This window comes from Pseudarthrobacter defluvii (genome assembly GCF_030323865.1).
Lineage (GTDB): Bacteria > Actinomycetota > Actinomycetes > Actinomycetales > Micrococcaceae > Arthrobacter > Arthrobacter sedimenti.
This window is the reverse complement of record NZ_CP066362.1, coordinates 1,611,950-1,638,529: the sequence shown is the minus strand read 5'-3', so window position 1 is coordinate 1,638,529 and position 26,580 is coordinate 1,611,950. Positions and strand designations below refer to the sequence as shown.

The window sequence follows — 26,580 nt, the reverse complement described above, 5'->3', positions numbered from 1 at the left end:
GAAAGGCCTGAAATGGCGGGAAATACGCGTGGTGGTGGAAAGTGGAGGGCTTTTGGCCTTGCTGGGCCCAAGCGAATCCCTCAGTGGCCGGGCACCGGCAGAATGCGTGGACTGTGTTCCTTAAACGCGAAAAGACCCGCCGTAGCGGGTCTTCACGGGCGCTCCCCCTGTATCAGGGGAGCGGAATGGAGGGACGTGGGACGCGGAGTCCCAAGGTGGTTACGGCTCCCCCCTGCGGCGCTCGTCCCAGCGCTCTTCCAGGCTGCTCATGAATGAACTCCGTTGCTTGCCTGGCTTTGTTCCCCCGCCCTTGGCGGCAGAACCCCCACGGGAACTTCGCATTGTGGCGAAGTACACTCCGCCGCCCATGACCACGAAGCCCAGGACCCCGACGAAGATGTTCTGGAGGGTGACACCGACCAGCAAGAGGAAGACACCTGCCAGCGCGCACAGGACCCCAATAACAACATGCCTCGTGGACCATGAACGCCCGGGGTCCGAACCCATTGAGTTCGCGAACTTCGGGTCGTCCTCGTGAAGCTGCTTCTCAAGCTGCTCAAGCAGCTTCTGTTCGTGCTCCGACAGCGGCATCACGACCTCCTTTTGTAGGCCAACGTCCGGGCTGATCCCAGCCACTACTTCTACTCCGTAGAACGCCTGCCGTTGCTGGTAAGTTCCCCGTTTTGCCGGCCGTGGCAAAACGGGAATTCAGCATGCGGTCGCGGGAGCGGGAGCATGTCCAAGAGGGTCCGGCAGTAAGTCCATTCACTCGAAACTATGTATCTATAAGGATAGATTGTTGAGGGCTGATCTGAAAGACGGCAATGACTTCGGCGAACCCGTCAGGCAGGCCGTTGCGTGCCGTCTCCGGGCCGGTTTTCCGGCTCCATCAGACGTGCGGGCAGGACAGACTTGCTGCCAAACCTCCGGGTCACCTCATCAAGGGCCTGCTCGGCCGCCCTCCAGTTCTCGTCCCGGCGGTCGATGCTTAGCTGGAGCGACGTGCGCGCTGCCTCCTCGAGCTGCTCCGCCCGGACTCCAACGAGCCTTACGGCCATGGCCCTGGTTCCGAGCGACTCCAGGAGCTGCAGCGCCACTGCGTAGATCAGCTGGGCGCTGTCCACCGGAGTATGCACCGTCCTGCTGCGGGTTACCGTGGAAAAATCGGCGAAGCGCAGCTTCAGCGCCACTGTCCTGGCCACCATTCCGGAGCTCCGCAACCGGGCGGCGGTGCGGTGCGAGAGCCGCAGGAGTTCACGGCGAAGGAGTGCCTCGTCGTCGGTATCCGTGGCAAAGGTCTCTTCGGCTCCGATGCTCTTCTCCAGCCGCACCGGGGTAACCGGTCGGGGGTCGATGCCCCAGGCAAGCTGGTGCACATGCTCCCCGGTGGCCCCCAGGACCTTCTTGAGCGAGGACACCGGTGTTGCGGCAACGTCCGCCACCGTCCTGATTCCCATCTTCGCCAGGACCTCCCCGGTCTTGGCGCCCACACCCCACAGTGCACCCACGGGGAGGCTGTGCAGATACGGCACGGTTTCATCCGGTCCGATAAGCAGGAGCCCGTCGGGCTTGCATCGGGTGGAGGCAATCTTCGCTACGAATTTGGTCTCTGCGATCCCCACGGAGGCAGTGATGCCCAGCTCCGCGGCGACCCGACGGCGGATCAGCTCACCGATTCCCCTGGGCGGCCCCAGCCGGCGGAGTGCGCCGGTGACGTCCAGGAACGCCTCGTCCACGCTAAGCGGCTCCACGAGCCCGGTGATGGATTCGAAGATGGCCATCAGCTGCCCCGACACCTCGTAATAGAGCTTGTGCCGGGGTTCAATGACCACCGCCTGCGGGCACATGCGCATGGCCACGGCCATGGGCATTGCGGATTTCACCCCGAAGGCGCGGGCCTCGTAGGAGCCGGAGAGGACAACTGAGCGCTCTCCCGGGAAGCCCACTATCACGGGCTTGCCGCGAAGTTCGGGGCGCGTCCTGAGCTCCACGGAAACGAAGAAAGCATCCATGTCCACGTGCATGATGCATGTGCGCCTGCGCCCCTGGGGGCGCGCGGCTGATGGCTGGTTCATACCTGCGGGCCCCACGGCTGCAATCCTATCGGCTTGTGGCGGCTTTGCTGTTTGTCAGGGGCGCAGCGCAGGCTGGCTAAACTGGAGGCTGGTTTTGCCAACAACACCAGGAGGAAAGTCTCTGTGACGGCTATTGGAATCTCTAAGCCAGCAGGCTTGGCCGCGCTTGCCGCTGCGGCGGTGCTGGCCCTGGCCGCCTGCAGCCAGACCCCATCCGGACAGGCAGAGCCATCCCAGTCCGCGTCCGTTGCTGCCACCCAGTCCACCCTCACGGCCGCTCCCAGCCCGTCGGCGTCACCGAATACCTCCGCGACGGTCGGCGCGGTGGTGGCGGGCTTTCCGCAGCAGCTCCTCCCCCTGATGACCGGGGCAACAGTCGTGTCCAGCAGCTTCGACAAGGCCTCCGCCCCGGCCACGGCCGCCCTTGTCGGGACCGTCACGGCCCCCACCGCCTCCGTCCTTGACTTCTATACAAAAGCCTTGGAAGGCCAAGGCTTCAAGGCCGTCCCCGGGGACAAGGTGGGCGGAGTCGCTTCCAAGGATTTCGTCCGCGGTGACAACGAGACCGTCAACCTCTCAGTGGTTGAAGCCGCCGGCGTTTCCACGTTCACCATCGGCGCCAACGTGGCAGCTGAGTCAGCCAAGTGACCGGGGCAGAGCAGCTACGGAATGAACAAGCCGACTTCGTGGCGGGTGTGGCAGGCGAACTGACTGGGTTCCTGACCGAGAGGCAGTCAGTAATGTCCGGCATCTCCCCGGATATCGAACCAATCATGGGTTCCATCTCGAACCTGGTCACCGGCGGCAAGCGCCTCCGTGCCCTGATGTGCTACTGGGGCTGGCGCGGCGCAGGGGGCGAGGCCGGAGCCAGCCAGGTGGTCACAGCCGGCGCTGCGCTTGAGCTGTTCCAGGCCGCCGCATTGATCCACGACGACATCATCGACCGCTCCGACACCCGGCGCGGTGGTCCCAGCGTGCATCGGCGCTTCAGCCAGCTGCATACCTCCCAGGGCTGGGCCCTGGACAGCGAACGGTTTGGCCAGGCGGCAGCCATCCTTGCGGGCGATCTTTGCCTGTCCTTCAGCGAGGAGGCGTTTACCGATATCGGCGAACGGGCTGCGTCGGGAAGCAGGGCGAGGCTGATTTTCAACCTGATGCGCGCAGAGGTCATGGCCGGCCAGTACCTGGACATCCTGGAGGAAGTGGCGGGACCTGTCCGGGACCGGGCGGGGGCGGTCGGAAGGGCGCAGTCCATCATCCGGTTCAAGAGCGCCAAATACTCCACCGAGCACCCCCTGGCCCTGGGCGGAGCCCTCGCCGGAGCAACGAATGAATTGCTCCGCGGCTATTCCGCCTTCGCCCTTCCACTCGGCGAAGCCTTCCAGCTCCGCGATGACGTCCTTGGCGTGTTTGGCGATCCTGTCACCACCGGCAAACCGGCAGGCGACGATTTGCGCGAAGGAAAGCGCACTGTCCTGGTGGCCCTCGCCCTGGCCCAGGCTTCCCCTGAAGAGTCCGCATTCATTGATGCGAGCCTGGGCAGCCCCGGGCTTTCGGACGATGACATCGTGGAAATCCGGCGCATCATCGAGGATTCCGGAGCGTTGCAGGCCACCGAGGTCCTTATTAGTGAATTCGGCGCTGCGGCCTTCGAGGCACTTGACGGGCTCCCCTTGGAGGAGTTGCCCAAAACCGCGCTGCGGAAGCTGGCTGAAGCGGCCGTCAGCCGAGCCTCCTGAGGCGGACGTTTACCAGGCCAGGGTCTGGGCCCTGCGCCTGATTTCGGTCTTGCGGCCTTCGCGCAGGGCATCTATAGGGCGGCCGCGCAGTGACTCGTCGGCAGTAAACAGCCAGACAATAAGGTCCTCGTCCGAGTAACCGGCGTCAGCCAACACCACAATGGTGCCCTTCAGGCTGTCCACCACCTGGCCGTCCTGGATGAATTCGGCCGGAACGGACCGGATTTTTCGTTCCCCCACCCGCAGCGCCGCCAGCGCACGTTCATCAATAAGGCTGTGGACCTTGGTGATGGAAACATCCAATAAACGGGCGACATCGGGCAGTGGCAACCACTCGCCCACCAGGTTTTCTACATTACTCACGGATCAAGGTTGCCATGTGGCCCGCCCCGGCGCCTAGTCGGGGCAATTCATTCCGGCCCTGGCCTGCGGACACTCCCGAAAAGAAGGCATTACACGGAATCAGGAATTTCTTGTGCTAATCGCAAATTCATGAGAGATTCACATTCATCACAGTTGTAACACGAATAACTTAAGTCACAGTAGTATCAAGATTGACAGCGGCATCCCCGTCCGCGTCCGCACCCGCAGTTGAGAAGAGGATTCTTTCCGATGACGATGTCCCGCTCGCCCAAGCAGCCCCCCAAGCCGAGTCTGCCGATGATTGCCGCCACCACCGCGGCACTGCCAGCGGTCGTCCTGTCATCCCTGGCCCTTGCCCAGCCCGCTGCAGCGCAGCAGCCCGCGCGGAGCATCCCCAGCAGCCTCGCAGCTGCAATGAAGGCCCAAGCCGACGCGAAGGCAGCCGGCGCTGTGATCCCGGCTTCTGTAGTCTCCACCACCATTCCGGCAGCATTCCAGCCGGCCCAGCCGGCGGCCCCCGCCGAGTACACGATCGTCCGCGGCGATACGGTCAGCGCTATCGCGGGCCGTTTCGGCCTGGACACGGGTGAGATCCTCAAGCTGAACAACCTGCAGGCCAACACCATCATTTACCCTGGCCAGAAGCTCAAGCTGTCCGGTTCGCCTGCTCCCGCCGCACCCGCGCCTGCGCCCGCCGCTGCCCCTGCAGCCCCGGCGCCCGGCACCGGGGCAACCTATACAGTGAAGTCCGGCGACACCCTGGGCGCCATCGCGGCCAGGCACAACGTGGCGCTGTCGGATGTCTTCACATGGAACAACCTCTCCATGCGTTCCATCATCTATCCCGGACAGAAGATCAAGGTGGGCGGCGGGTCCGCCCCTGCTCCGGCCGCACCCGCGCCGGCGGCTCCAGCACCCGCACCCGCCGCCCTGGCCAGCACCTCGGCACCGGCAACAGGGTCCTACACGATCAAAGCCGGCGACACACTCTCGGCCATTGCATCCCGCAACGGCGTAAAGCTGTCGGACCTGCTGTCTGCCAACAAGCTGAGCATGAGCACCATCATTTATCCAGGCAGCAAACTGGTCATCCCCGGTGGCTCCGGCCAGCCGGCAGCGCAGCCCGCGGCACCCCAGCCGGCTGCTGCTCCCCTGGTGCCCAGCTCGTTCCTCGGATTCAGCTACCCGGCTGCTGTTGTCAGCTCGGCCAATGAGAACAAAGCTTTGCTGAACGCTTCACCCGTTCCCTCGCGGGAGGAGATGAAGAACATCGTTGCCGACACGGCGCGCCGCATGGGTGTGGATACTTCCCTGGCCCTTGCCTTTGCCTTCCAGGAGTCCGGTTTCAACCAGCGCGCCGTATCACCGGCGAACGCAATCGGCACCATGCAGGTCATTCCCAGCTCCGGTCAGTGGGCGTCGGACCTGGTGGGACGGAAGCTGAACCTGCTGGACCCTTACGACAACGCCGCAGCCGGCGTGGCCATCATCCGGCAGCTGCTGGCCACCAGCAAGGACCAGGACACTGCGATCGCCGGTTACTACCAGGGCCAGTACTCGGTGAGCAAGTACGGCATGTACGACGACACCAAGGCATACCTTGCAGCGATCAAGGCCCACCAGAAGAACTTCAGGTGAGCTCCTGACACTGACCAGTGCAGTAGTGCGGGTCCGAACCGTTACCGGTTCGGACCCGCTTTCGTTTCGGGCGCGTTTTGCTGCGGGATTAGGATCATAAGGTGCAGGAACACGTGTCGGACCCCGTTGCAGGGACGCTGGTGGACAACCGCTACGCAGTCATCTCCAGGCTTGCCCGCGGCGGCATGTCAACTGTCTATCTCGCCGTGGACCAGAGGCTGGACCGCGAAGTGGCGCTCAAGGTGCTGCATCCGCACCTTGCTGCTGACGAGAACTTCCTTGGCAGGCTGGGCCGGGAAGCAAAGGCAGCTGCCCGGCTGTCGCATCCCCACGTGGTGGGCGTCCTGGACCAAGGCAATGACGGCACCACGGCCTACCTTGTCATGGAGTACATCAAGGGCCACACGCTCAGGGATGTCATCCGGGACCGGGGCGCCCTGCCGCCCAGGCTGGCGCTGGCACTGATTGATCCCGTGGTGGAGGGTTTGGGCGCGGCGCACGCAGCGGGTTTCATCCATCGTGATGTGAAGCCCGAAAATGTCCTGATCGCCGATGACGGCAGGATCAAGATCGGTGATTTTGGCCTGGCCCGTGCCGTCACCAGTTCAACCAGCACCGGAGCGCTGATCGGGACGGTGGCCTACATCTCACCGGAGCTGGTTTTGGGCAAGCCGGCAGACGCGCGCAGCGATGTCTATTCCGTGGGGATCATGCTGTATGAAATGCTGACCGGCCGGCAGCCGTTCGAGGGCGAGGTTCCCATCCAGGTGGCCTACCAGCACGTCAACGGGACGGTTGGGCCGCCGTCGGACCAGGTGCCCGGTCTGGCGGGAGAGGTGGACGAGCTGGTGCAGTGGTGCACGGCCAATGATCCCGAGAACCGGCCGGTGGACGGCAACGCGCTGCTTCAGGAACTGCGGCATATCCGGACCCACCTCACGGACGCCGAACTCGACCTGCTGCCGCCCGCAGCGGTTGGTCCCGCGTCGCAGCACCACACCGAGGTCCTGGCGCGCGCCAGCAACCCGACAACGTTGCTGCCGCCTTCGCGGCCTGCTGCGCCGCCGCACCCGCCCGGGCACTTAACGCCCGGACAGCACACGGTGGACGAAGGACAGGCTCACACCGCCCGCGTGGCCTACCACCAGCGCCCCGGGCTGGCACTGCCCGACGACGACGATTCGGACGGCGAGTGGTCTCCCCCGCCGCCCCGGCTGGGCAAACGGGCCCAGCGCCGTGCCGACAAGGAAGACGAAAAACTCCGGGCCGTGGCCGCTGCCACCCCGGTGCGTACGCTGCGGGAGGGAAACCCACGGCGACGCGGCGTCCTCTGGGTCCTGGTCCTGATCCTCGCCGCATTGCTGGCCACCGGCGCGGGATGGTTTTTCGGCATGGGGCCCGGCGCGGCCGCCGCCGTACCCGCCGTAGCCAACAAGACAGTGGCCCAGGCCCAGCAGGTCCTGAGCGGGGTGGGTTTCCGTTCCACGACGAGCGATGTGTTCGACGACGAGGTGCCCTCCGGACTGGTGGTGGGCAGTGAGCCGGCTGCGGGGACCGAGATCCGGAAGTTCCAGCCCGTCTCCCTGCTGGTCTCCAAGGGTCCTCAGCTGTTTCCCTTGCCGAACCTCACCGGTGGCACGCTGGACCAAGCAAAGAGTTCCCTGAACGCGGCGCAGATGGCCCTGGGGACCGTGGCCGAAAAGTTCGATGAAGACGCGGAGGCGGGCATCGTCCTGTCGCAGGACCCGGCAGCCGGCACCCCCGCACGTCATGGCACCCCCGTGGCACTTGCGGTTTCCAAGGGTCCACAGCCGATTGCAGTTCCCTCCGTCATAGGTAAGTCCGAGGATGACGCCGTGGCGGCAATCGAGGCCGCGGGCCTTACAGCCCGGGTGGCCCCGGATGAGGTGTTCGACCGGAACGTCCCGGAGGGCGACGTGGCCAGCCAGTCCCCGGCCAACGGGACACTGACCAGGGGCGGGACGGTGACCTTGACCATCTCCAAGGGCCCCAGAATGGTGAACGTCCCCAGCTACATTGGCAAGCAGGCCTCCGAGGCGCGCAAGGCGCTGGAGGCACTGGGTTTCCAGGTCCGGGTAAATAACATCCTCGGTGGTTTCTTCGGCACCGTGCGGGACCAGTCGCCGGTGGACCGGGAGGTCCCGGAGGGCTCGGTCGTCACCATCACCGTGGTATAGCAAAGGTGGGCCGGCACCGCCGGCCCACCTTTGGCAGTGGTGTCCCTAGTGCTTGGCGAGGGCGCCGGCCACCAGGAAGGCCATTTCGAGGGACTGCATGTGGTTCAGTCGCGGATCGCAGACAGACTCGTAACGGTCCAGGAACGCATCCTGGTCGATCGGGTCCGCGCCGCCCAGGCATTCGGCCACGTCGTCGCCGGTCATCTCCACGTGGAGGCCACCCGGCACCGTCCCCAAGCCGTGGTGTACCTCGAAGAACCCGCGCACTTCGTCGATGACGTCGTCGAAATTTCGTGTCTTGTAGCCGTTGGGCGAGGTGACCGTGTTGCCGTGCATGGGGTCGGTGACCCACAGGACCTGCGCGCCCGAGGCGGTGACCTTCTCGACGACGGCGGGCAGCTTTTCACGGATGTTGCCGGCGCCCATGCGGGTGATGAACGTCAGGCGGCCGGGCTCGCGGTCCGGGTCCAGCTTGTCGATCAGGCGCAGGGCGTCATCGCCGGTGGTGGAAGGGCCGAGCTTGACGCCGATGGGGTTGCGCACGCGTGACAGGAAGTCGACGTGGGCGTGGTCCAGTTCGCGGGTGCGTTCCCCGATCCACAGGAAGTGCGCGGAGGTGTCGTAGGGGAAGCCGGTGCGGGAGTCGATGCGGGTCAGGGCCCGTTCGTAATCCAGCAGCAGGGCCTCGTGGCTTGCGAAGAACTCGACCCGCTTGAGTGCCTCGAAGTCGGCGCCGCAGGAGTCCATGAACTTGATGGCACGGTCGATGTCCCTGGCCAGCGACTCGTAACGGGCGTGCGCGGGATTCTCGGTGAACCCCTTGTTCCACTGGTGGACGGAGCGAAGGTCCGCGAAGCCGCCCTGTGTGAAGGCCCGGATGAGGTTCAGGGTGGACGCGGAGGTGTGGTACGCGCGCAGCATACGGGAGGCGTCGTGTCCGCGGGATTCCGGGGTGAACTCGTAGCCGTTGACGATGTCGCCGCGGTAGGCCGGCAGGGTGACGCCGTCGCGGGTTTCGTCGTTGGAGGAACGGGGTTTGGCGAATTGGCCTGCCATCCGGCCCATCTTGATTACGGGCATGGCCGCACCGTAGGTGAGCACCACGGCCATCTGGAGGATGGTCTTGACGCGGGCGCTGATCTTGTCCGCCGTAGCGGCTTCGAAGGTTTCCGCGCAGTCGCCGCCCTGCAGCAGGAACGCCTTGCCCTGGGCCGCAGCGGCCAGCCGCTCACGAAGCACGTCCACTTCGCCTGCGAATACCAGCGGCGGAAGGACGGACAACTCCTTCACAGACGCATCAAAGACTTCCCGGTCCTGCCAGCTGGGCTGCTGGGAAATGGGGAGGTCCCGCCAGTGGTCCAGTCCGGGATAGTTGGCCGCTCCGCTCTGGGCGGTGCTGGACAGCGAAAAGGCGGGTTTTGCAGATAGCTCAGTCACCCTCTAAGACTAGCGGCAGGGGGACGCCGGAGGGCACCGGGGCGTCACGCTGCCGGCTCTGCCCGTCACAACTGCGGTGTGTCCCCCGCGAAGGTTCCCCTATCCCGCCGCTGTTCTGCCGGCGTCGTCCTCCACGTCAGGAGGCCCGGCGGCCGGACTGCCGGCACCGGTGTCCAGCACGAACTCTCCCTCGGCTGCCACCGGGGCGGCCAGGGGCTCGGCTGCCGCCTTTGCTTCCCCGGGCTTGCCGGCCAGCCGAAGTTTCACCACGGCCGCATATTCGTCCACGTACTCCTGCCCCGAGAGCCGCAGCAGGCTGGACATGATCTCGTCCGTGACCGTGCGCTGGACCGTCCTGTCCTCGGCCTGCTCCCGGTACTGGCTGAAGTCCAGGGGTTCACCGAAGATCATGCCGATCCTTCGGATGTTGGGCAGCCTTTTGCCAATGGGCTGCACTTTGTCGGTGCCGATCATGGCAACGGGGATGACGGGGACGCCCGCCTGCAGTGCCAGCCTGGCCACGCCCACCTTTCCGCGGTACATCCGCCCATCGGGGCTCCGCGTGCCCTCGGGGTAGATGCCCAGCAGGCCGCCTGCGTTGAGCACTTCCATTCCCGCATTCAAGGATGCGGCGGAAGCCGCGCCGCCGGACCTGTCCATGGGCAGCTGGTTGGTGAGGCGGAAGAACGCGGCTGTCAGCCTGCCCTTGATGCCCGTCCCGGTGAAGTACTCCGATTTTGCCAGGAAGACCACGGGCCGGCGCACCATGAGGGGCATGAAGATCGAATCGGAAAACGAGAGGTGGTTAGAAGCGATGATGGCCGCCCCCTGCGCCGGGATGTTGTCCAGGCCTTTGACCCAGGGCCGAAAAAGCAGCTTGATCACCGGACCGAGGAAGATCCTTTTCATGACCCAATAGAACACGTGGTGAACCTCTCCGGAAGGCAGCTTCCAGTCCCCGCATCGGGCCTGGCCAGCGATTCAATGCAACCCTACTCTAGTGAGATTTGGGTGGAACAGTGACACGATGGAGTCATGACTGAAAGCAGCATTCCGCCCCGTCCGGCCGCTTTCAGCTATCCAGGCCACGGCGCCAATGCCCGCATCGGGGTGGCCTTATGCCATGGATTTACGGGCAGCCCGCTGAGCATCATGCCGTGGGCGCAGCACCTTGCGGACCTCGGGTACGCGGTGACCGTACCCCTCCTCCCCGGGCACGGGACAGACTGGCGCCAACTCGCACTGACCGGCTGGAAGGACTGGTACCGCAGCTACGAAAAGGCTTACCTTGACCTTGCTGCGCGGACGGACGCCTGCTTCACCGCGGGCCTGTCGATGGGCGGTGCCATCGCACTCCTTGCTGCTGCCCGCCATCCGGTGGCGGGGGTCAGCGTGGTCAACCCGGGCCTGAGCTTCTACGACTGGCGCGTCCGGATCATCGGCCTCCTTAAATACGTCCAGCGCACCACCGTCCCCCTCCAGGAGGACCAGACCGGCGCCCCCGCAACCGACGACGGCGACTACGCGCTGACTCCCCTGTCTGCGGTGCACGAGCTGAAGAAACTGTTCCGTGCAGCCGTGCGCGGCCTGCCCAGCGTGGACGCTCCCGTCCAGGTTTTCAAGTCCCGCACGGACGCCGTGGTGCCGCCCACCTCCCTGGCCCTGCTGCGGAAAGGGCTGGGCGCGAACCTCGTGGAGGTGGAGGAGCTTGCCAGCAGCGGACATGTGGCTACTCTGGACGTTGACGCGCCCGCCATCTTCGCCGGATCGGGCGAATTTATCGCCGGGCACGCCCGCCGCACCACTACCTTGGAGACGCCATGACGTCCGGTCCGGACCACAGCCCGTTCAGCAGCGCCTTCAGCGGCGAAGGGCCGCGCACGGGAGTGGTGCTGTCCCACGGCTTCACGGGGAGCCCGCATGGCCTTCGCGCCTGGGCCCAGGCATTCGCGGCGGCCGGTTTCGCCGTCCGGATGCCTCTGCTGCCGGGGCATGGGACCACGTGGCAGGAGCTTGCCCGCACCCGCTGGCAGCAATGGCACGGCGCCCTGGATGATGCCTTCCTGGAATTGGACACCGAATGCGACCAGGTTTTCGCAGCCGGCCTGAGCATGGGCGGGGCCCTCGCCCTGCGCGTCGCCGCCACCCGCCCCGTGGCTGGTGTGCTGCTGGTGAACCCCGGCCTGGTGATTGACGATCCGAGGGCGCCGCTGGCCGGACTCCTCAAGCTGGTTTTGAAGAGCACCCCATCGATTGGCAACGACATCCTTAAAGCGGGGGTGGATGAGGGCGCCTATGCCCGCACGCCCGTGGCCGCGGCCCACGAATTGAACAAGATGTTCAAGGACACGGTCCGGCTCCTTCCCCGGGTCACAGCCCCCGTCCAGGTTTACCGCTCCACCGTGGACCACGTGGTGTCTGATGCGAGCATGGACGTCCTGCGGCGCGGCCTGTCGCATGCCCAACTGGAAGTGGTCCGGCTTGAGAACAGCTACCACGTGGCCACCCTGGACAACGACGCCGACCGCATCTTCGAGGGTTCAGTGGACTTTATCCGGCGCGTGCTGCAGATAACGGCGGCCAGCCCTGCACGGTCAGGACAGGAGGTGCGCGGTGAACAGGCCTGACTCGGAACAGCCTGACCAGGGGGCCAACCAGGACGACGCCGTATGGCTGGACCTGGTGGCACGGCTTGAGTCGGACGCGGTGGCGATACGCCCCGATTCCCCCGGAGCCGGGGAACAGCCGCCCGCCGGGACGGAAACCGCCCCGGAAACGCCGGTGGCGCCCTCCTTCCGCGACTTCGATCCGCTGGGCCTGGCTGGGACTGCCCCTGCCGAACTGTCCGCGGCGGAACGCCAGGCGGAGGCAGGAGGGCAGGGCGCAAGCGCCGCCCCGGAGGGTCCCAGGGACTATGAACTGGACGACGGCGACGAAGAGTTCGTGCCGGAGGAACCGCCCAGCCTGGCCGGCACCGAGCCGCTGACCATGCTGGCCTGGCTCGGTGCCGTGGGTGGCCCCGTGGCACTGCTGTTGTCGGCGATGTTCTGGCGCTCGGCGCCCCTGCTGGCCATTGTCGGCATCGTTGCCGCGTTCGTCCTTGGGACGGTGTACCTGATCATGAAGCTGCCGCAGGAAAAGAACGGGGACGACGACGGCGCCAGGGTGTAGCGCGCCCCGGCCCGCCGTCGTCGTCAGCTAAGTTGTAGCCAACAAGCCCCGCGGTCAGCTGCGGACGCGGCTGCTGACTCGCGAAAGGTCCGCGGCGCCGATGAGCCCCGCGTTGGGACCCAGGGCCGCAAGCTCGATGCCCGCGGCCGGGCGGAAGCCCCGGCCCGTCAGGTTACGGGCGAAGGCTTTGCGGGCGGGCTCCACCAGCAGGTCGCCGGCCGAGCAGAGGCCGCCGCCGATCACGAAGAGGCCCGGGTCCAGGGCTGCCGCCAGGTTGGCCAGACCAAGTCCAAGCCATTCCCCGACTTCCTCGATCAGCTCGCGGGAAGCGCGGTCGCCGGCCAATGCCAATTCGGTCACGATGGCGCCGGTGATAGCTTCGGGATGTCCGTGCACGGCTGCCAGCAGGTCCTGCGCCACCGGCGAGTTGGACCGGGCCAGCAGCCTCGCTTCCCGCCCCAGGGCGTTGCCGGACGCATACTGTTCCCAGCATCCACGGTTGCCGCATTCGCACCGGTGGCCGCCGGGCATGATGATCTGGTGGCCGAACTCCCCTGCCACGCCGAACCGGCCGCGCTCCACCCTGCCGTCCATCACCATGGCACCGCCAATACCGGTGCCCAGCGTGATGCAGACCAGCCGGGCCTCCCCCTGGCCGGCACCGAAGCGCCACTCGGCCCATGCTGCCGCGTCGGCGTCGTTGGTCAGGAGTACCGGCCGTCGGAGCAGCCGCTGGAGGTTCCCACGCAACGGCTCGTTGCGCCAGGCGAGGTGTGGGCTGAAGAGGACGGTTCCGCCGGCCAGGTCCATCCACCCGGCAGCGCCGATGCCCACAGACCAGATTCGGTGCCCCTGGCTGAGCTCCTCCACCAGTTCCACGATGACCTGCTCCACCGCGCGGGGATCCGTTCCGGGAGTGGAGCGGCGGGCCTCGCTGAGGATGCGCCCCTCTGCATCCACCACACCCGCGGCTACCTTCGTTCCACCGATATCTATCCCGATGGCCAGTCCCTTGCGGCCCAGGCGGAGATGTCCACCGGATCCGCCATGGAGCTGTCCGGCGCGGTAGGTGGCGGGACGGCGGCGCCAGGGGGCTGGTCTTTTCAGGGGGCCGGCCTGATCGCCGGGCAACGGTCCGTACATAGTCCACCATTCTAGGCGGGCGGCAAGATTGTCTTGACATATCAGGCCGCACGCCGCGTCCATTGACGGCTAAGTTACTCGCCAGTAGGTTTATGTACTGCACTGTTCCGCCCGGGGTACTAGTCTTTAGGCAACCCCCTGCGCGGGACTTCAGATATCAAAGGAGCTATAGTGCGCGAATTCAGTGTTCCGCCCCTGGTTGTTGTCCCGCCGGAAACCAACATCACCGACCTGGTGTTGCGGCAGGCGGAGAAGCCCAGCAATCCGGCACTGTTTTCCCGCCTGGACCCGGCAGGTTCCTGGCGCGACGTCCCAGCCTCCGAGTTCCTCGCTGACGTCAAGGCGCTGGCCAAAGGCCTGATCGCCAGCGGAGTGGGCGCCGGGGACCGTGTGGGCATCATGTCCCGTACCCGCTACGAGTGGTCCCTGGTGGACTTCTCCATCTGGTTCGCCGGCGCAGTTTCCGTTCCAATCTATGAGACCTCATCCCCCTCCCAGGTCGCCTGGAATCTCGGGGACTCCGGCGCCGTTGCCGCTTTCGGCGAATCCGCCCACCACGAGAACGTCATCCGCCAGGCCGTCACCGCCGAAGGGCTCACAGCGGTCCAGCACGTGTGGCAGCTCGAGGGCAACGGCTTGGACAGCCTCCGGGAGGCGGGCCGGGACGTCAGTGATGACCAGCTGGAATCCCGCCGCAGCGCAGCCGGGCTCCACGATGTGGCCACCATCATCTACACCTCCGGAACCACCGGACGTCCCAAAGGCTGCGAGCTCACGCACGGCAACTTCGTGGAACTCTCGGACAACGCCCTGGCCATCATCGGCGAGATCGTCCATGAGAAGGCCAAGACCATCATGTTCCTGCCTCTGGCCCATGTGTTCGCCCGCTACATCTCGGTCCTGGCCATGGCCGCCGGAACCACGGTGGCCCACACCCCTGATATCAAGAACCTGCTGGCCGACCTGCAGAGCTACGAACCGACCTTCATCCTGGCCGTGCCCAGGGTCTTCGAGAAGGTTTACAACTCCGCGCTGACCAAGGCAGAGGACGGCGGCAAGGGCGCCATCTTCCACCGCGCCGCCGAAACCGCCATCGCCTTCTCGAAGGCCCGGCAGGACGGACGGGTGGGGCTGGGCCTGAAGCTGCGGCACGCTTTGTTCGACAAGCTGGTCTACGGCAAGCTGCGGGCGGCCATGGGTGGACACGTGGCCCACGCGGTGTCCGGCGGCGGCCCCCTGGGCGAGCGGCTGGGGCACTTCTTCCAGGGCATCGGCCTGCAGGTGCTGGAGGGCTACGGCCTCACCGAGACCACCGCCCCCATCACGGTGAATACGCCGTCGCGGATCAAGATCGGCTCGGTGGGCAAGCCGCTGCCGGGCAACGCGGTGAAGATTGCCGACGACGGCGAGATCCTGGCCAAGGGCGTCTGCGTCATGCGGGGCTACTACCAGCGGGATGACCTCACCGCAGAAGCCTTCACTGACGGCTGGTTCCACACCGGGGACATCGGCCGACTGGATGACGAGGGCTTCGTCTGGATTACCGGCCGCAAGAAGGAAATCATCGTCACCGCCGGCGGCAAGAACGTCATACCTGCCCTGCTCGAAGACCAGATCCGGGCCGACGCCCTGGTGTCACAGGTGCTCGTGGTGGGCGACAACAGGCCCTTCATCGGGGCCCTCGTAACCCTGGACCAGGAAGCCCTGCCGGGCTGGCTCCAGCGCCACAACCTCCCCGCAGACACCACGCTGGAGCAGGCAGCCGCCAACCCCGTGGTGAAGGCGGCAGTCCAGGACCTGATCACCGCAGCCAACACATCAGTTTCCCAGGCCGAGGCCATCAAGTCCTTCCGCATTGTCCCGGCCGACTTCACCGAAGCGTCCGGCCACCTGACCCCGTCCATGAAGGTGAAAAGGGCACAGGTCATGAAGGACTTCGAAACCGTCATCGAAGAGATGTACTCAGCCCCGCGCCCCTGACGCCTACAACAACGAAAGGGTCCTCCCGCCTTGGGAGGACCCTTTCGTTGTGCCTGGAACTTCCTACTGCTCGATGACCAGTATCAGGTCTCCGCCCTGGACCTGCTCGACGGCGGAGATGGCGAGGCGGGAGACCTTGCCGGCCACCGGCGTCGTGATGGATGCTTCCATCTTCATGGCCTCGATGGTGGCCACGGTGTCTCCTGCCTTGACCGTATCGCCGGGCTTGACCGTGACGGTAACGGCGCCGGCGAACGGTGCGGCCACCTGGCCGGGCTGGGCGGGATCGGCCTTTTCGGCGGCCTTGACGTTGCTCACCACGGAACGGTCACGCACCACCACGGGACGGGACTGGCCGTTGAGGGTGCACATGACGGTGCGCATCCCCTTCTCGTCCGGCTCCGAGACGGCTTCCAAGGAGGCGATGAGGCGGACGCCGCGCTCCAGCTGGATCTCGTGCTCGGTGCCGCGCTGGAGGCCGTAGAGGTAGTCGCGGGTGTCCAGGACGGAAATGTTGCCGTACGTCTCCACGCTCTTCAGGTAGTCCTTCGTGGGGCCATCGAAGAGCAGCCGGTTCAGCGTATGCTGGCGGGTCTTCGAGTCGGACTTCAAGGCGGCGCTGTCCTCGGAGCTCAGTTCGACGTCGCGGACCTTCACGCTCCTGCCCTGCAGGGCCTTGGTGCGGAAGGGCTCGGGCCAGCCCCCGGGAGGATCACCGAGCTCGCCGGACAGGAAGCCGATGACGGAGTCGGGGATGTCGTAGTTCTGCGGGTTCGCTTCGAAGTCCGCCGGATCGGCGTTAAGGCCCACCAGGTGCAGGGCGAGGTCGCCCACCACCTTGGAGGACGGCGTGACCTTCACCAGGTGGCCCAGGATGCGGTCGGCGGCGGTGTACATATCCTCGATCGCTTCGAACCGCTCCCCCAGGCCCAGGGCCATGGCCTGCTGGCGCAGGTTGGACAGCTGGCCGCCGGGGATCTCATGCTTGTACACCCGGCCGGTGGGCCCGGGCAGCCCCGATTCGAAGGGGGCGTAGACGCGGCGGACCGCTTCCCAGTACGGCTCGAGTGAGCTGACGGCGTCCAGGCTGAGGCCGGTGTCCCGCGGTGTGTGGGCCAGGGCAGCTACAAGGGCCGACGCCGACACCTGGCTGGTGGTGCCGGCCAGCGACGCGGACGCCACGTCCACGGCATCCACACCGGCGTCGACAGCCGACAGGAGCGTAGCCAGCTGCCCACCTGCGGTGTCATGGGTGTGCAGGTGGACCGGCAGGTCGAAGCGATCCCGGAGCGCCGCGACGAGCTTCGCGGCAGCGGCGGGCCGCAGCAGCCCGGCCATGTCCTTGATGGCCAGGATGTGGGCCCCGGCGTCGACGATCTTCTGCGCCAGCCCCAGGTAGTAGTCCAGGGTGTAGAGCTTCTCTTCCGGGTCCAGCATGTCGCCGGTGTAGCAGAGTGCCACCTCTGCCACGGCGGTGCCGGTGGCCCGGACTGCGCGGATGGCCGGAGCCATCTGGTTGACGTCGTTCAGGGCGTCGAAGATGCGGAAGATGTCGATGCCGGTGGCGGCGGCCTCGTTGACGAAGGCTTCGGTGACCTCTTCCGGGTAGGGCGTGTACCCCACCGTATTGCGGCCGCGCAGCAGCATCTGGATGCAGACGTTGGGCATGGCCTTGCGCAGGGCCGCCAGCCGGTCCCAGGGGTCCTCGCCCAGGAAGCGCAGCGCCACATCGTAGGTGGCGCCACCCCACGCCTCAACGGACAGCAGCTGCGGCATCAGGGCTGTAACGGCGGGGCCCGCGGCTACGAGGTCGCGGGTGCGGACGCGGGTGGCCAGCAAGGACTGGTGCGCGTCGCGGAAGGTGGTGTCGGTGACGGCAACGGCATTCTGCTCACGCAGCGCCTTCGCAAAGGCTTCCGGGCCAAGCTCAAGGAGCTTCTGCCGTGAACCGGGTACTGCCTGCCTGTCCTTCACATCGGGCAGCTTGTGGGCAGGGTCCGAGTGAACGGCCAGCTCACCGTTGGGCTTGTTGACGGTGACGTCGGCCAACCAGGTGAGGAGCTTGGTGCCGCGGTCGGCCGAGACACGGGCCTTGAGCAGCTCCGGGCGCTGGTCGATGAAGTTGGTGGCCACATCCCCGGCGATGAAGTCGGGATCGTCCAGTACGGCCTGGAGGAAGGGGATGTTCGTGGAGACACCGCGGATGCGGAACTCAGCCAGGGCACGGCGGGCGCGGGCGACCGCAGTGGGATAGTCCCTGCCGCGGCAGGTGAGCTTGACCAGCATGGAGTCGAAGTGGGGGCTGATTTCGGCGCCGGAGTACACCGTGCCGCCGTCCAGGCGGACACCGGCGCCGCCGGCCGAGCGGTACCCGGTGATCTTTCCGACGTCGGGACGGAAACCGTTGGCCGGATCCTCCGTGGTGATCCGGCTCTGGAGGGCTGCGCCGCGAAGCTTGACCGTGTCCTGGGAGAGGCCAAGGTCGGCGAGCGTCTCGCCGGCGGCAATCCGCATCTGGGCCTGGACCAGGTCCACGTCCGTGACTTCCTCGGTAACCGTGTGCTCCACCTGGATGCGCGGGTTCATTTCGATGAACACGTGCTGGCCTGCCCGCTCACCCTCGGTGTCCACCAGGAACTCCACCGTTCCGGCGTTGACGTACTTCAATGCCTGGGCAAACTTCACGGCGTCCCGGTAGAGGGCCTGCCGGATGTTGTCGTCCAGGTTGGGGGCAGGAGCGATCTCGATGACCTTCTGGTGCCGCCGCTGGATGGAACAGTCACGCTCGAACAGGTGCATGACGTTGCCCTCGGCGTCCGCCAGGATCTGCACTTCGATATGCCGCGGGCGGAGGACAGCCTGCTCAAGGAACATGGTGGGGTCGCCGAATGCGGCATCAGCTTCCCGCATGGCCGACTTCAGGGCCTCGGGCAGGGCTTCGCGGGTATCAACCCGGCGCATGCCGCGGCCGCCGCCGCCGGCAACAGCCTTGGCGAAGATGGGGAATCCGATCTCATCGGCCGCTGCCAGGAGCTCATCGAGGTCCTTGGACGGCTCGCTGGACTTGAGGACCGGCACGCCGGCCTCGCGGGCGGCCTTCAGGGCCGCCACCTTGTTGCCCGCAAGCTCCAGCACTTCGGCGGGCGGCCCCACGAAGGTGATGCCCGCTTGCTTTGCCGCACGTGCCAGCTCCGGGTTCTCCGAAAGGAAGCCGTAGCCCGGGTAGATGGCGTCAGCTCCAGACTCCTTGGCGACCCGCACCACCTCCGCCACATCGAGGTATGCCCGGACGGGGTGTCCCTCCTCGCCAATCAGGTAGGCCTCGTCCGCTTTCTGGCGGTGGATTGAGTTTCGGTCCTCTTGGGGAAAAACGGCAACGGTCTTGGCGCCCAGCTCGTAGCCTGCGCGGAAGGCCCTGATCGCGATTTCACCGCGGTTGGCCACCAGAACTTTGGAAAACATACTTCTCCTGCATCATTGCTGGGTGGATCGATGAGTGGTCACAGTGTCTAGGACCTCCAAGGACAAACACAAATCTTTGTGGTCACGGTCACAGATTTTCCCGTCATGTCCCGAACGCTTTCAGCCCGGCTGGCCGAAACCGCCCCGGCAGCACAGTCGCTGGCATGCCGACGCCCGATAAAGCAGGATTCGCCGACGCATCAACATATGATGAGTAGGGCGGCAGGACCGTCCGGCTTCGGCTCTGCCGAGGCAAACATTACTCCCAACACGGCATCCGGCGTTAGGTTTTGGTCTCTCAAGTGCAAGTAGTCAGCATCAGCAGCCTCAAGGGTGGAGTCGGCAAGACTTCCGTCACCACAGGATTGGCATCTGCGGCGCTGGCCGCGGGAGTACGCACGCTGGTGGTGGACCTCGATCCGCATGCCGACGCCACCACCGCCCTGGGCGTCCAACCCGGCGACCAGTTGGACATTGGCAGGATGCTCAAGAGCCCCCGCAGGGCAAAAATCGCGGAGAACGTGGTCCGCAGCAGCTGGGCTGACCGCACTCCCCCGAACGGTTCCGGGCCCGCCGTCCTGGATGTCGCCGTCGGCTCCGCCTACACCGGGATCTACGACCGGCCGGACCTGGGCCGCCGCGACCTCCGACGGCTTTCCGCCGTGCTTGCAGGTGCCAACGACTACCAACTGGTGCTGATCGACTGCCCGCCGTCCCTCAACGGCCTGACGCGCATGGCCTGGGCCGCCAGCGACAAGGTTGCCCTGGTTGCCGAACCCGGCCTGTTCTCGGTGGCCGGCACGGAACGCACCATGCGGGCCATTCAGCTGTTCAAGCAGGAGTTCGCTCCCAATCTGTCTCCGGCCGGGATTGTGGCAAACCGTGTCCGGAGCGGCTCATCGGAGCACACGTACCGGCTGGCCGAAATGGAGTCCATGTTCGGGGAACTCCTGCTGAGCCCCCGCATTCCGGAACAGGCCAACTGGCAGCAGATCCAGGGCGCCGCCCATCCCGTCCACCACTGGCCCGGGGACTCGGCCAAGTCCGCGGCCGGCCTGTTTGACGACCTTCTGTCCAACCTCATGGCCTCCCGCAGCGGCCTGCGGAGCCGGGCCCGCTAGACGGACGGCCGGTCAGCCCCGCAGCGCGCCCACGCTTAAACGTCCAGGGGCCGCCCTCCAGCCGGAGGGCGGCCCCTGATTCGTTGATCTACGGGTCAGCTGATCTTCCGCGCGGCGCGGCGCTTGCTGAGTTCGTCGTCGGGAAAGGACTGCTCGGCGGCGTGTTCGCTGGGCAGCGAAGCCAGGCTGCCTTCCACCTCGCGCCATACCCGGCCAACGGCAATGCCGAAGACGCCCTGGCCGCCCTGGACCAGGTCAATAACCTCATCCGCCGACGTGCATTCGTAGACGCTGGCGCCGTCGCTCATAAGCGTGATCTGCGCCAGGTCCTCAACCCCACGCTCGCGCAGGTGTTCCACGGCGGTGCGGATCTGCTGCAGGGACACGCCGGTATCGAGGAGCCGCTTGACCACCTTGAGCACCAGGATGTCGCGGAATCCGTACAGCCGCTGGGACCCGGATCCTGCAGCGCCACGGACGGCCGGTTCGACAAGACCGGTACGGGCCCAGTAATCGAGTTGGCGGTAGGTGATGCCCGCAGCCTTGCAGGCGGTGGGCCCGCGGTAGCCGGCGTCTTCGTCCAGCACGGGAAGGTCCTCGGTGAACAGGAGGCCCTGGGCACCACTTACGGGCACAGCAACACCAGCCTTGGGCTGCTTTAGCCCGCCTGCTTCGCCTTTGGGACTCACCTGGATCCTCCTTGTCGTACGCTCCCTTGGTACTGATACGGCTGCCTGGCATGAAGACCATGCGTGTAATTTTTCCGCGGGGCGCACTTTCCAGTGTGACTTGCGCGGCTGCCGTAAGCAAGGAAACTTGATACTTCGACGTTAGGCCCGGCGGGTCCCGAGGTCAAAGACCTTCGGGGCTTGAAAGAGGCGTGTCGAAACTTTCAGCCTTAACTTTAACCTTAACGTGACCTTAGCCGTCGAAATCCTCGGGTTCCACGTCGTCCAGGAACTCTCGGAAGCGGCGTAGTTCGCGCTCCTCGTCGACGGTGGGGCCAGGCTCGGCGTCCTCCCCCTCGTCGTGCTCGGTAATCCGGACGCCGGCCTCGTCCATCACCGAATCGGCGCACCAGATCCGGCACTTGGCGCGCAGTGCCACCGCCAGCGCGTCCGAAGCGCGCGAGCTGACCGTGGTTCCGTTTTCGAACTGCAACTGCCCGTAGAAGATGTTGTCCTCCACGGCCACGATGTTGACGCTGACCACGGAGTGGCCAAGTGACTCCACGACGTCCACGAGCAGGTCATGGGTCATGGGCCGGGGCGGGACCACGCCCTGCTGGGCCAGGGCGATGGCGCTGGCTTCCGGGGTGCCGATCCAAATGGGCACGTGGCGTTCGCCGTGCATCTCCTTGAGCAGGACCAGCGGCTGGTTGGAAGGCAGTTCGATGCGAACGCCTACAATCTCGACTTCGATCATCAGATGTCCATGCGTGAGATGTGGTCCTGCACCAGGGCCCTGTGCAGGGTGAGGCAGAGGTCGCTGATCTCGCGGGCGGCCTCCGCTGCCCGCGCCTGCGATGCCGAGTCCTTGCGGGAGGCAAGCGGCGCGACCGCACGTTCCACCAGGCCGAATTCCCGTTCGGCCGCTGCCTGGAAGGGCCTCAGGTGCCGGGGTTCCAGGCCGTGGCTTTCCAGCTGGACGCAGGCGCGGGCAACCTGGAGGGCGTGCTCGTCGAACTGTCCGTTGCTGTGGCTGATGAGGCCGAAGCTCAAGAGTGACTGCAGGAGGGGAACGCTGGCGCCGGATTCGGTGCGGAGCTGTTCCTCGCTGAGCTTCCGGCCGCGGTTCTGCAGCTCCGCGGCCAGCTCGTCGGAGACGATGCGTGGGGAAACCACGACGCCGGGCGGCAGGTTCTCCGGGCGCTCTCCCCTGTCAATGGCATCAAGATAGTCCTTGATGACTTTCAGGGGCAGGTACTGGTCCCGCTGCAGGGCCAGCACAAAGCGCAGCCGCTCCACGTCGCCGTCCGAATACTGCCGGTATCCAGCAGGGGTGCGCCGCGGGTTGATGAGTCCCTTTTCCTCGAGGAAGCGGATCTTCGACGCGGTCATGCCCGGGAAGTCGGCGCTCAGCTGGGCGAGGACTTCGCCGATATTCAGGACCTGGGGGCCCCGGCGTTCCGGTTGTGCCATTGCCACAGGCAGCGGTCCCCGGGTCAGCTGCGGCCTGCAGCCGTGGCAGGGCTCAGGTAGAAGGTGAGGCGGAACTTGCCGATCTGGACTTCGCTGCCGGACTTCAGCTCGACGCGGTCCACGCGGTCATGGTTGACGTAGGTGCCGTTGAGGCTGTTCTTGTCCACCACTTCGAAGCTGCGCGCGGTGCGCCGGAATTCGACGTGGCGGCGCGACACCGTGACGTCGTCCAGGAAGATGTCCGCGTCCGGGTGGCGGCCCGCGGTGGTCACGTCCGAGTCCAGCAGGAACCGGGCACCGGCATTCGGGCCGCTGTGGGCTACGAGCAGCGCCGATCCCGCGGGCAGCGCCTCAACCGAGTTGCGCTCATCCGAGGACAGCTTGGGGGCGATGGTGGGTTCGTCGGTGACGGGGGTGAGATGGATCGAGGTGGTCTCCGACGCCCTAGCCGCACCCGTGCCGTAATCCCCATCGGCAGGGTTGTGTCTGTGGCCAGCCATGGATTCCTCCTCTTAGACGTTGCGGGCACCAAACCCACAACCAACGTTTGCTCTACCGGCCCTGCCAGCAGGTCCGGCGCCGGCTCCCGTTCCCGGCTTGACGTGCGAAGACGCATTGCCTGCGGCGCGGGGCCGGACCGGAATTACCGGTTAGCTTTAGCCTACCTGTTGTTCGTACTCGGATGCACTGAGCAGGGACTCAACGGCGTCAGGTTCGGCGAGTTTGACCTCGATGAGCCAGCCGTCACCGTAGGGATCGGTGTTGATCAGGGCCGAATCGCTGTCCAGGGAGTCGTTGCGGCCCACGACTTCTCCGGAAACGGGCGCGTAGATGTCGCTCACGCTCTTGGTGGACTCGACTTCGCCCACCACTTCGTTTGCCGTAATCTTCGTGCCCACTTCGGGCATCTGGGCGTAAACGACATCTCCAAGGGCGTCTTGGGCAAAATCGGTGATTCCCACGCGGACCACGCCATCGGCATTGGGGGCGGTGACCCACTCATGTTCCGCGGTGTAGGACAGGTCTTCGGGAATGTTGCTCATGGGGGGCCTTTCATCGGGGTACACGCCAATGTCAAAAGGGGCCCGCAGAACGGGCCGCCGCTGAAAGTATAGGCATAACTGCCGGGGCCGGCACGGGGGCTTTCTGACAAGATGGGGCCATGAATGCAAGCATCGGTGCAGCGTCCCTGGAACTGGGCGGGTAGGCCATGCCGGAACTGCCTGAAGTCGCCGGCCTCGCCGGGTTCCTGGATGAACAGCTGCGGGGCTGCCTGGTCACCAAACTGCAGATCGTCTCCTTTGCCGTACTCAAGACGGCGGATCCGCCCTTCAACGCCATAGAGGGACGCATGGTGTCAGGCGTACGCAGGTTCGGAAAGTTCATCAGCATCGACACGGACGGCGTGTCGCTGGTGTTCCACCTGGCGAGGGCAGGCTGGGTGCGTTTCACCGACTCCCCTGCCGACAGCCAGCTCCGGATGGGCAAGGGCCTCATCGCGGTCCGGTGCGCATTCTCGGGTCCGGATGGGCCCCGCGGGCTGGACCTGACGGAGGCGGGCACCAAGAAGAGCCTGGCCGTCTACGTGGTGCGGGATCCGCAGGAGGTGCCGGGCATCGCCACGCTGGGCCCCGATCCTTTTACCGAAGCGTTCGACGCCGACATGCTGGCTGAAATCCTGGCCGGCAGTTCACAGCAGATCAAGGGACTCCTGCGCAGCCAGAGCGTCATTGCAGGCATTGGGAATGCCTACAGCGACGAAATCCTGCATGCCGCCCGGATCTCGCCGTTCGCAATCGCAAAGTCCCTGGACCGGGACACCGTGCAGGTGCTGTACGACGCCATCCACAGCGTGTTGGGCGAGGCGCTGGCGGAGGCCAGCGGCAAGCCTCCAAAGGACCTGAAGGACGTTAAGCGCAGCCACATGCGCGTGCACGCCCGGACCGGCCAGCCCTGCCCTGTCTGCGGCGACACTGTCCGGGAGGTGTCGTTCGCGGACACGGCCCTGCAGTACTGCCCCACGTGCCAGACCAAGGGCAAGATCCTGGCTGACCGCAGGACCTCGAAGTTCCTGAAGTAGGATGATCCGGCACCGAAGTCTGCAATTCGGGACTTCCGGTCCTGCCCGCGCAGGCCCCTGCGGCGTAACGTCCTGATCAAGGCTCGCAAGTCTCGATCAGTTCTAAGGGGCCACCATGCGCCGGTCTCGATTCGCCGTCCTCGGAATAGCCTTGGCCCTCGCCCTCGGCGGTGGTCCCGGGGGCACTGCCTTGGCGCCGCCCGCGGCTACAGCGGCGGCAGCCTCGCAGCAGAGCGTTCCGGCGTCGATGGCGGTCCTGCAGGCTGGCGACGACGCCATCATCCAGCACTATGAGCAGCTCGGGGGCAGCGCATCATTCCTCGGCACGCCAGTCGGCGGCGCGTATGACATCGCTGGAGGCCGCGCCCAGGACTACACCGCCGGCACGATCTACTGGAGCCCCGGCACCGGGGCGCGCGAGGTGCACGGGGCGATCCGCGGACGCTATCTCGCGCTGGGCGGCCCGGCCGGGTTCTTTGGCTTCCCCTTAACGGACGAGACCGCCACCCCGGGCGCCCCCGGCCGGTACAACGACTTTGCCCGTGGCACGATCTACTGGAGCCCCGGCACCGGAGCCCACGAGGTGCACGGGGCCATCCGCGGACGCTATCTGGCGTTCGGCGGACCGGGCGGCTACCTGGGCTTCCCGCTCACCGACGAGGCCGCCACTTCCGGCGGTGGCGGCCAGTACAACGACTTCGAGCGCGGCACAATCTACTGGAGCCCCGGCACCGGAGCCCACGAGGTGCACGGGGCCATCCGCGGCACCTATCTGGCACTGGGCGGGCCCGCGGGGTTCTTTGGCTTCCCGGTGACGGACGAGACCGCGACTCCGGGCGGTGGCGGCCAGTACAACGACTTCGAGCGCGGCACAATCTACTGGAGCCCCGGCACCGGAGCCCACGAGGTGCACGGGGCCATCCGCGGACGCTATTTGGAGCTAGGGGGGCCGGCCGGCTTGCTCGGATTCCCAGTGACGGACGAGACTGGCGCCCCCGACGGGACCGGCAGGTACAACCACTTCAGCGGCACGAACGCCGGCTCGTCGATCTACTGGTCGCCGGCCACTGGAGCCCACGAGGTGTATGGGGCCATCCGGGCCCAGTGGGCGGCCCTCGGTTGGGAGCGCAGCCGGCTCGGTTACCCGGTCAGCGGCGAGTACGGCATCACGGGCGGGCGCCGCAACGACTTCCAGCACGGATCGATCCTGTGGCACGCTGCCAGCGGCAGGACCGAGGTCGTCTACACGAGCGTCCCGTCAGCGCTCCTGGGCGTAGACCTTGAGCGCATTCCGACTACACAGAAGGTTGTCGCGCTTACGTTCGACGCCGGCGCCAACGACGCCGCCCTCCGTTCGGTCCTCGCCACCCTCGCCGCCAACGGCGTCCCTGGTACGTTCTTCCTCACCGGAGACTGGGTCAACCAGTTCCCCGCAGACCCGGCGCTGATCTACAACGCGGGGCATCGGATCGGCAACCATTCGATGACCCACCCGGATTTCACCACCCTGACCGACGCCCAGATCGCAGCCGAGATCAACAGCGCGCAGAGGACCATCGAGGCCGCTGGAGCCGACCCGCTCCCGTTCTTCCGCTTCCCCTTCGGCGCCCGCGATTCCCGTACGGTCGCAGACGCCAACTCCGCCGGCTACGCGGCGATTCGGTGGACCGTTGACACCCTGGGCTGGGCAGGCACCATGAACGGAACGCGCGGCCCGGGCTTCATCGTCCAGCGCGTCATGGCTTCCGCGCAGCCCGGGGAGATCGTCCTGATGCACCTCGGCTCGAACCCCGACGACGGTTCAACGCTCGACGCCGCTGCACTCCCCGAGGTGATTTCCCAGCTCCGGGCGGCGGGTTACGGCTTCGTCACCCTCGACGCCGCCCTCGGCTAGCCGGCCCGCTGTGATGGCGCGTCCCGCCCAGGACACCCCCATCCGGACAAACCACCCCCGGCCTCCGGGGTGATTTGTCCGGAGGAAGGTGCGGGGCCACTCATGGCCACGACGCCAAAAAAGCGGAAAGCGCCGGAG

General features: G+C 66.1%; 23 protein-coding genes. 11 read left to right on the top strand and 12 right to left on the bottom strand.

Going from position 1 to position 26,580, the window contains the following annotated elements:
* Positions 1-219: 219 nt before the first annotated feature.
* The gene (locus tag JCQ34_RS07535) at positions 220-591 is read right to left on the bottom strand and encodes a DUF3040 domain-containing protein (RefSeq protein ID WP_286403332.1); all 372 of its coding nucleotides are present in this window, start codon (positions 589-591) and stop codon (positions 220-222) included.
* 251 nt (positions 592-842) lie between these two features.
* On the bottom strand, positions 843-2,075 hold the full coding sequence (dinB, locus tag JCQ34_RS07530; protein ID WP_286404366.1) for a DNA polymerase IV: 1,233 nt from the start codon (positions 2,073-2,075) through the stop codon (positions 843-845).
* A gap of 123 nt (positions 2,076-2,198) precedes the next feature.
* Between dinB and JCQ34_RS07525 the strand changes: the two genes are divergently transcribed.
* Together JCQ34_RS07525 and JCQ34_RS07520 are read left to right on the top strand one after the other, a co-directional pair.
* Positions 2,199-2,723 (top strand): hypothetical protein, encoded by a 525-nt coding sequence (locus JCQ34_RS07525; RefSeq protein WP_286403331.1) that lies wholly within the window; start codon positions 2,199-2,201, stop codon positions 2,721-2,723.
* Positions 2,720-3,814, top strand: a complete 1,095-nt coding sequence (locus tag JCQ34_RS07520; protein WP_286403329.1) for a polyprenyl synthetase family protein — start codon at positions 2,720-2,722, stop codon at positions 3,812-3,814. The genes JCQ34_RS07525 and JCQ34_RS07520 overlap by 4 nt, the downstream gene beginning before the upstream one ends.
* 9 nt (positions 3,815-3,823) lie before the next feature.
* On the opposite strand, the gene JCQ34_RS07515 is transcribed toward JCQ34_RS07520, so the two are convergent.
* The gene (locus JCQ34_RS07515; RefSeq protein WP_286403327.1) at positions 3,824-4,177 is read right to left on the bottom strand and encodes an Rv2175c family DNA-binding protein; all 354 of its coding nucleotides are present in this window, start codon (positions 4,175-4,177) and stop codon (positions 3,824-3,826) included.
* Between the two features lie 249 nt (positions 4,178-4,426).
* On the opposite strand from JCQ34_RS07515, the gene JCQ34_RS07510 reads away from it, so the two are divergent.
* Together JCQ34_RS07510 and pknB are read left to right on the top strand one after the other, a co-directional pair.
* Complete coding sequence (locus JCQ34_RS07510; RefSeq protein WP_286403326.1) at positions 4,427-5,815, top strand: lytic transglycosylase domain-containing protein; 1,389 nt, start codon at positions 4,427-4,429, stop codon at positions 5,813-5,815.
* A gap of 101 nt (positions 5,816-5,916) precedes the next feature.
* Complete coding sequence (gene pknB / locus JCQ34_RS07505; RefSeq protein WP_286403325.1) at positions 5,917-8,013, top strand: Stk1 family PASTA domain-containing Ser/Thr kinase; 2,097 nt, start codon at positions 5,917-5,919, stop codon at positions 8,011-8,013.
* Positions 8,014-8,058: 45 nt separating this feature from the next.
* On the opposite strand, the gene JCQ34_RS07500 is transcribed toward pknB, so the two are convergent.
* Both JCQ34_RS07500 and JCQ34_RS07495 read right to left on the bottom strand, forming a co-directional pair.
* Positions 8,059-9,450, bottom strand: coding sequence for a class II 3-deoxy-7-phosphoheptulonate synthase (locus JCQ34_RS07500; protein WP_286403324.1), 1,392 nt, complete (start codon positions 9,448-9,450; stop codon positions 8,059-8,061).
* A 99-nt stretch (positions 9,451-9,549) separates the two neighbouring features.
* Positions 9,550-10,374, bottom strand: a complete 825-nt coding sequence (locus JCQ34_RS07495) for a lysophospholipid acyltransferase family protein (RefSeq protein WP_286403322.1) — start codon at positions 10,372-10,374, stop codon at positions 9,550-9,552.
* A 111-nt stretch (positions 10,375-10,485) separates the two neighbouring features.
* Between JCQ34_RS07495 and JCQ34_RS07490 the strand changes: the two genes are divergently transcribed.
* The 3 genes from JCQ34_RS07490 to JCQ34_RS07480 are packed head-to-tail and all read left to right on the top strand — an operon-like array spanning position 10,486 to position 12,621.
* Positions 10,486-11,274, top strand: a complete 789-nt coding sequence (locus tag JCQ34_RS07490; protein ID WP_286403320.1) for an alpha/beta hydrolase — start codon at positions 10,486-10,488, stop codon at positions 11,272-11,274.
* Positions 11,271-12,077: an alpha/beta hydrolase gene (locus JCQ34_RS07485; RefSeq protein ID WP_286403318.1), complete on the top strand. Its 807-nt coding sequence runs from the start codon at positions 11,271-11,273 to the stop codon at positions 12,075-12,077. The genes JCQ34_RS07490 and JCQ34_RS07485 overlap by 4 nt, the downstream gene beginning before the upstream one ends.
* Complete coding sequence (locus JCQ34_RS07480) at positions 12,064-12,621, top strand: hypothetical protein (protein WP_286403316.1); 558 nt, start codon at positions 12,064-12,066, stop codon at positions 12,619-12,621. Before JCQ34_RS07485 ends, JCQ34_RS07480 begins: the two co-directional genes overlap by 14 nt.
* Before the next feature lie 54 nt (positions 12,622-12,675).
* Here the strand turns inward: JCQ34_RS07480 and JCQ34_RS07475 are convergent, their stop codons facing one another.
* Positions 12,676-13,764 carry an ROK family glucokinase gene (locus JCQ34_RS07475; protein WP_286403314.1) on the bottom strand — a complete coding sequence of 363 codons (1,089 nt, stop codon included), beginning with the start codon at positions 13,762-13,764 and terminating at the stop codon, positions 12,676-12,678.
* Between the two features lie 171 nt (positions 13,765-13,935).
* Between JCQ34_RS07475 and JCQ34_RS07470 the strand changes: the two genes are divergently transcribed.
* The gene (locus JCQ34_RS07470) at positions 13,936-15,744 is read left to right on the top strand and encodes an AMP-dependent synthetase/ligase (RefSeq protein WP_286403312.1); all 1,809 of its coding nucleotides are present in this window, start codon (positions 13,936-13,938) and stop codon (positions 15,742-15,744) included.
* Positions 15,745-15,807: 63 nt separating this feature from the next.
* Here the strand turns inward: JCQ34_RS07470 and JCQ34_RS07465 are convergent, their stop codons facing one another.
* The gene (locus tag JCQ34_RS07465; RefSeq protein WP_286403311.1) at positions 15,808-19,206 is read right to left on the bottom strand and encodes a pyruvate carboxylase; all 3,399 of its coding nucleotides are present in this window, start codon (positions 19,204-19,206) and stop codon (positions 15,808-15,810) included.
* A 302-nt stretch (positions 19,207-19,508) separates the two neighbouring features.
* Here JCQ34_RS07465 and JCQ34_RS07460 point away from each other — a divergent pair, with 302 nt between their 5' ends.
* Positions 19,509-20,327, top strand: coding sequence for a ParA family protein (locus JCQ34_RS07460; protein WP_286403309.1), 819 nt, complete (start codon positions 19,509-19,511; stop codon positions 20,325-20,327).
* 95 nt (positions 20,328-20,422) lie between these two features.
* On the opposite strand, the gene JCQ34_RS07455 is transcribed toward JCQ34_RS07460, so the two are convergent.
* The 5 genes from JCQ34_RS07455 to gcvH all read right to left on the bottom strand — a co-directional run bounded on the left by JCQ34_RS07455 (position 20,423) and on the right by gcvH (position 23,511).
* Entirely contained in the window at positions 20,423-21,016 is a 594-nt protein-coding gene (locus JCQ34_RS07455; RefSeq protein ID WP_142134380.1) for a MerR family transcriptional regulator, read from the bottom strand.
* 232 nt (positions 21,017-21,248) lie between these two features.
* Positions 21,249-21,752, bottom strand: coding sequence for a bifunctional nuclease family protein (locus JCQ34_RS07450; RefSeq protein WP_056331728.1), 504 nt, complete (start codon positions 21,750-21,752; stop codon positions 21,249-21,251).
* Positions 21,752-22,468 (bottom strand): transcriptional regulator FtsR, encoded by a 717-nt coding sequence (ftsR, locus tag JCQ34_RS07445; protein ID WP_018763526.1) that lies wholly within the window; start codon positions 22,466-22,468, stop codon positions 21,752-21,754. The genes JCQ34_RS07450 and ftsR overlap by 1 nt, the downstream gene beginning before the upstream one ends.
* Before the next feature lie 23 nt (positions 22,469-22,491).
* Complete coding sequence (locus JCQ34_RS07440; protein WP_142134384.1) at positions 22,492-22,968, bottom strand: FHA domain-containing protein; 477 nt, start codon at positions 22,966-22,968, stop codon at positions 22,492-22,494.
* A 156-nt stretch (positions 22,969-23,124) separates the two neighbouring features.
* The gene (gcvH, locus tag JCQ34_RS07435; protein ID WP_142134386.1) at positions 23,125-23,511 is read right to left on the bottom strand and encodes a glycine cleavage system protein GcvH; all 387 of its coding nucleotides are present in this window, start codon (positions 23,509-23,511) and stop codon (positions 23,125-23,127) included.
* 167 nt (positions 23,512-23,678) lie between these two features.
* Here gcvH and JCQ34_RS07430 point away from each other — a divergent pair, with 167 nt between their 5' ends.
* Together JCQ34_RS07430 and JCQ34_RS07425 are read left to right on the top strand one after the other, a co-directional pair.
* The gene (locus JCQ34_RS07430) at positions 23,679-24,548 is read left to right on the top strand and encodes an Fpg/Nei family DNA glycosylase (protein WP_286403305.1); all 870 of its coding nucleotides are present in this window, start codon (positions 23,679-23,681) and stop codon (positions 24,546-24,548) included.
* Positions 24,549-24,663: 115 nt separating this feature from the next.
* Positions 24,664-26,442 (top strand): polysaccharide deacetylase family protein, encoded by a 1,779-nt coding sequence (locus tag JCQ34_RS07425; protein ID WP_286403303.1) that lies wholly within the window; start codon positions 24,664-24,666, stop codon positions 26,440-26,442.
* Positions 26,443-26,580: the final 138 nt, after the last annotated feature.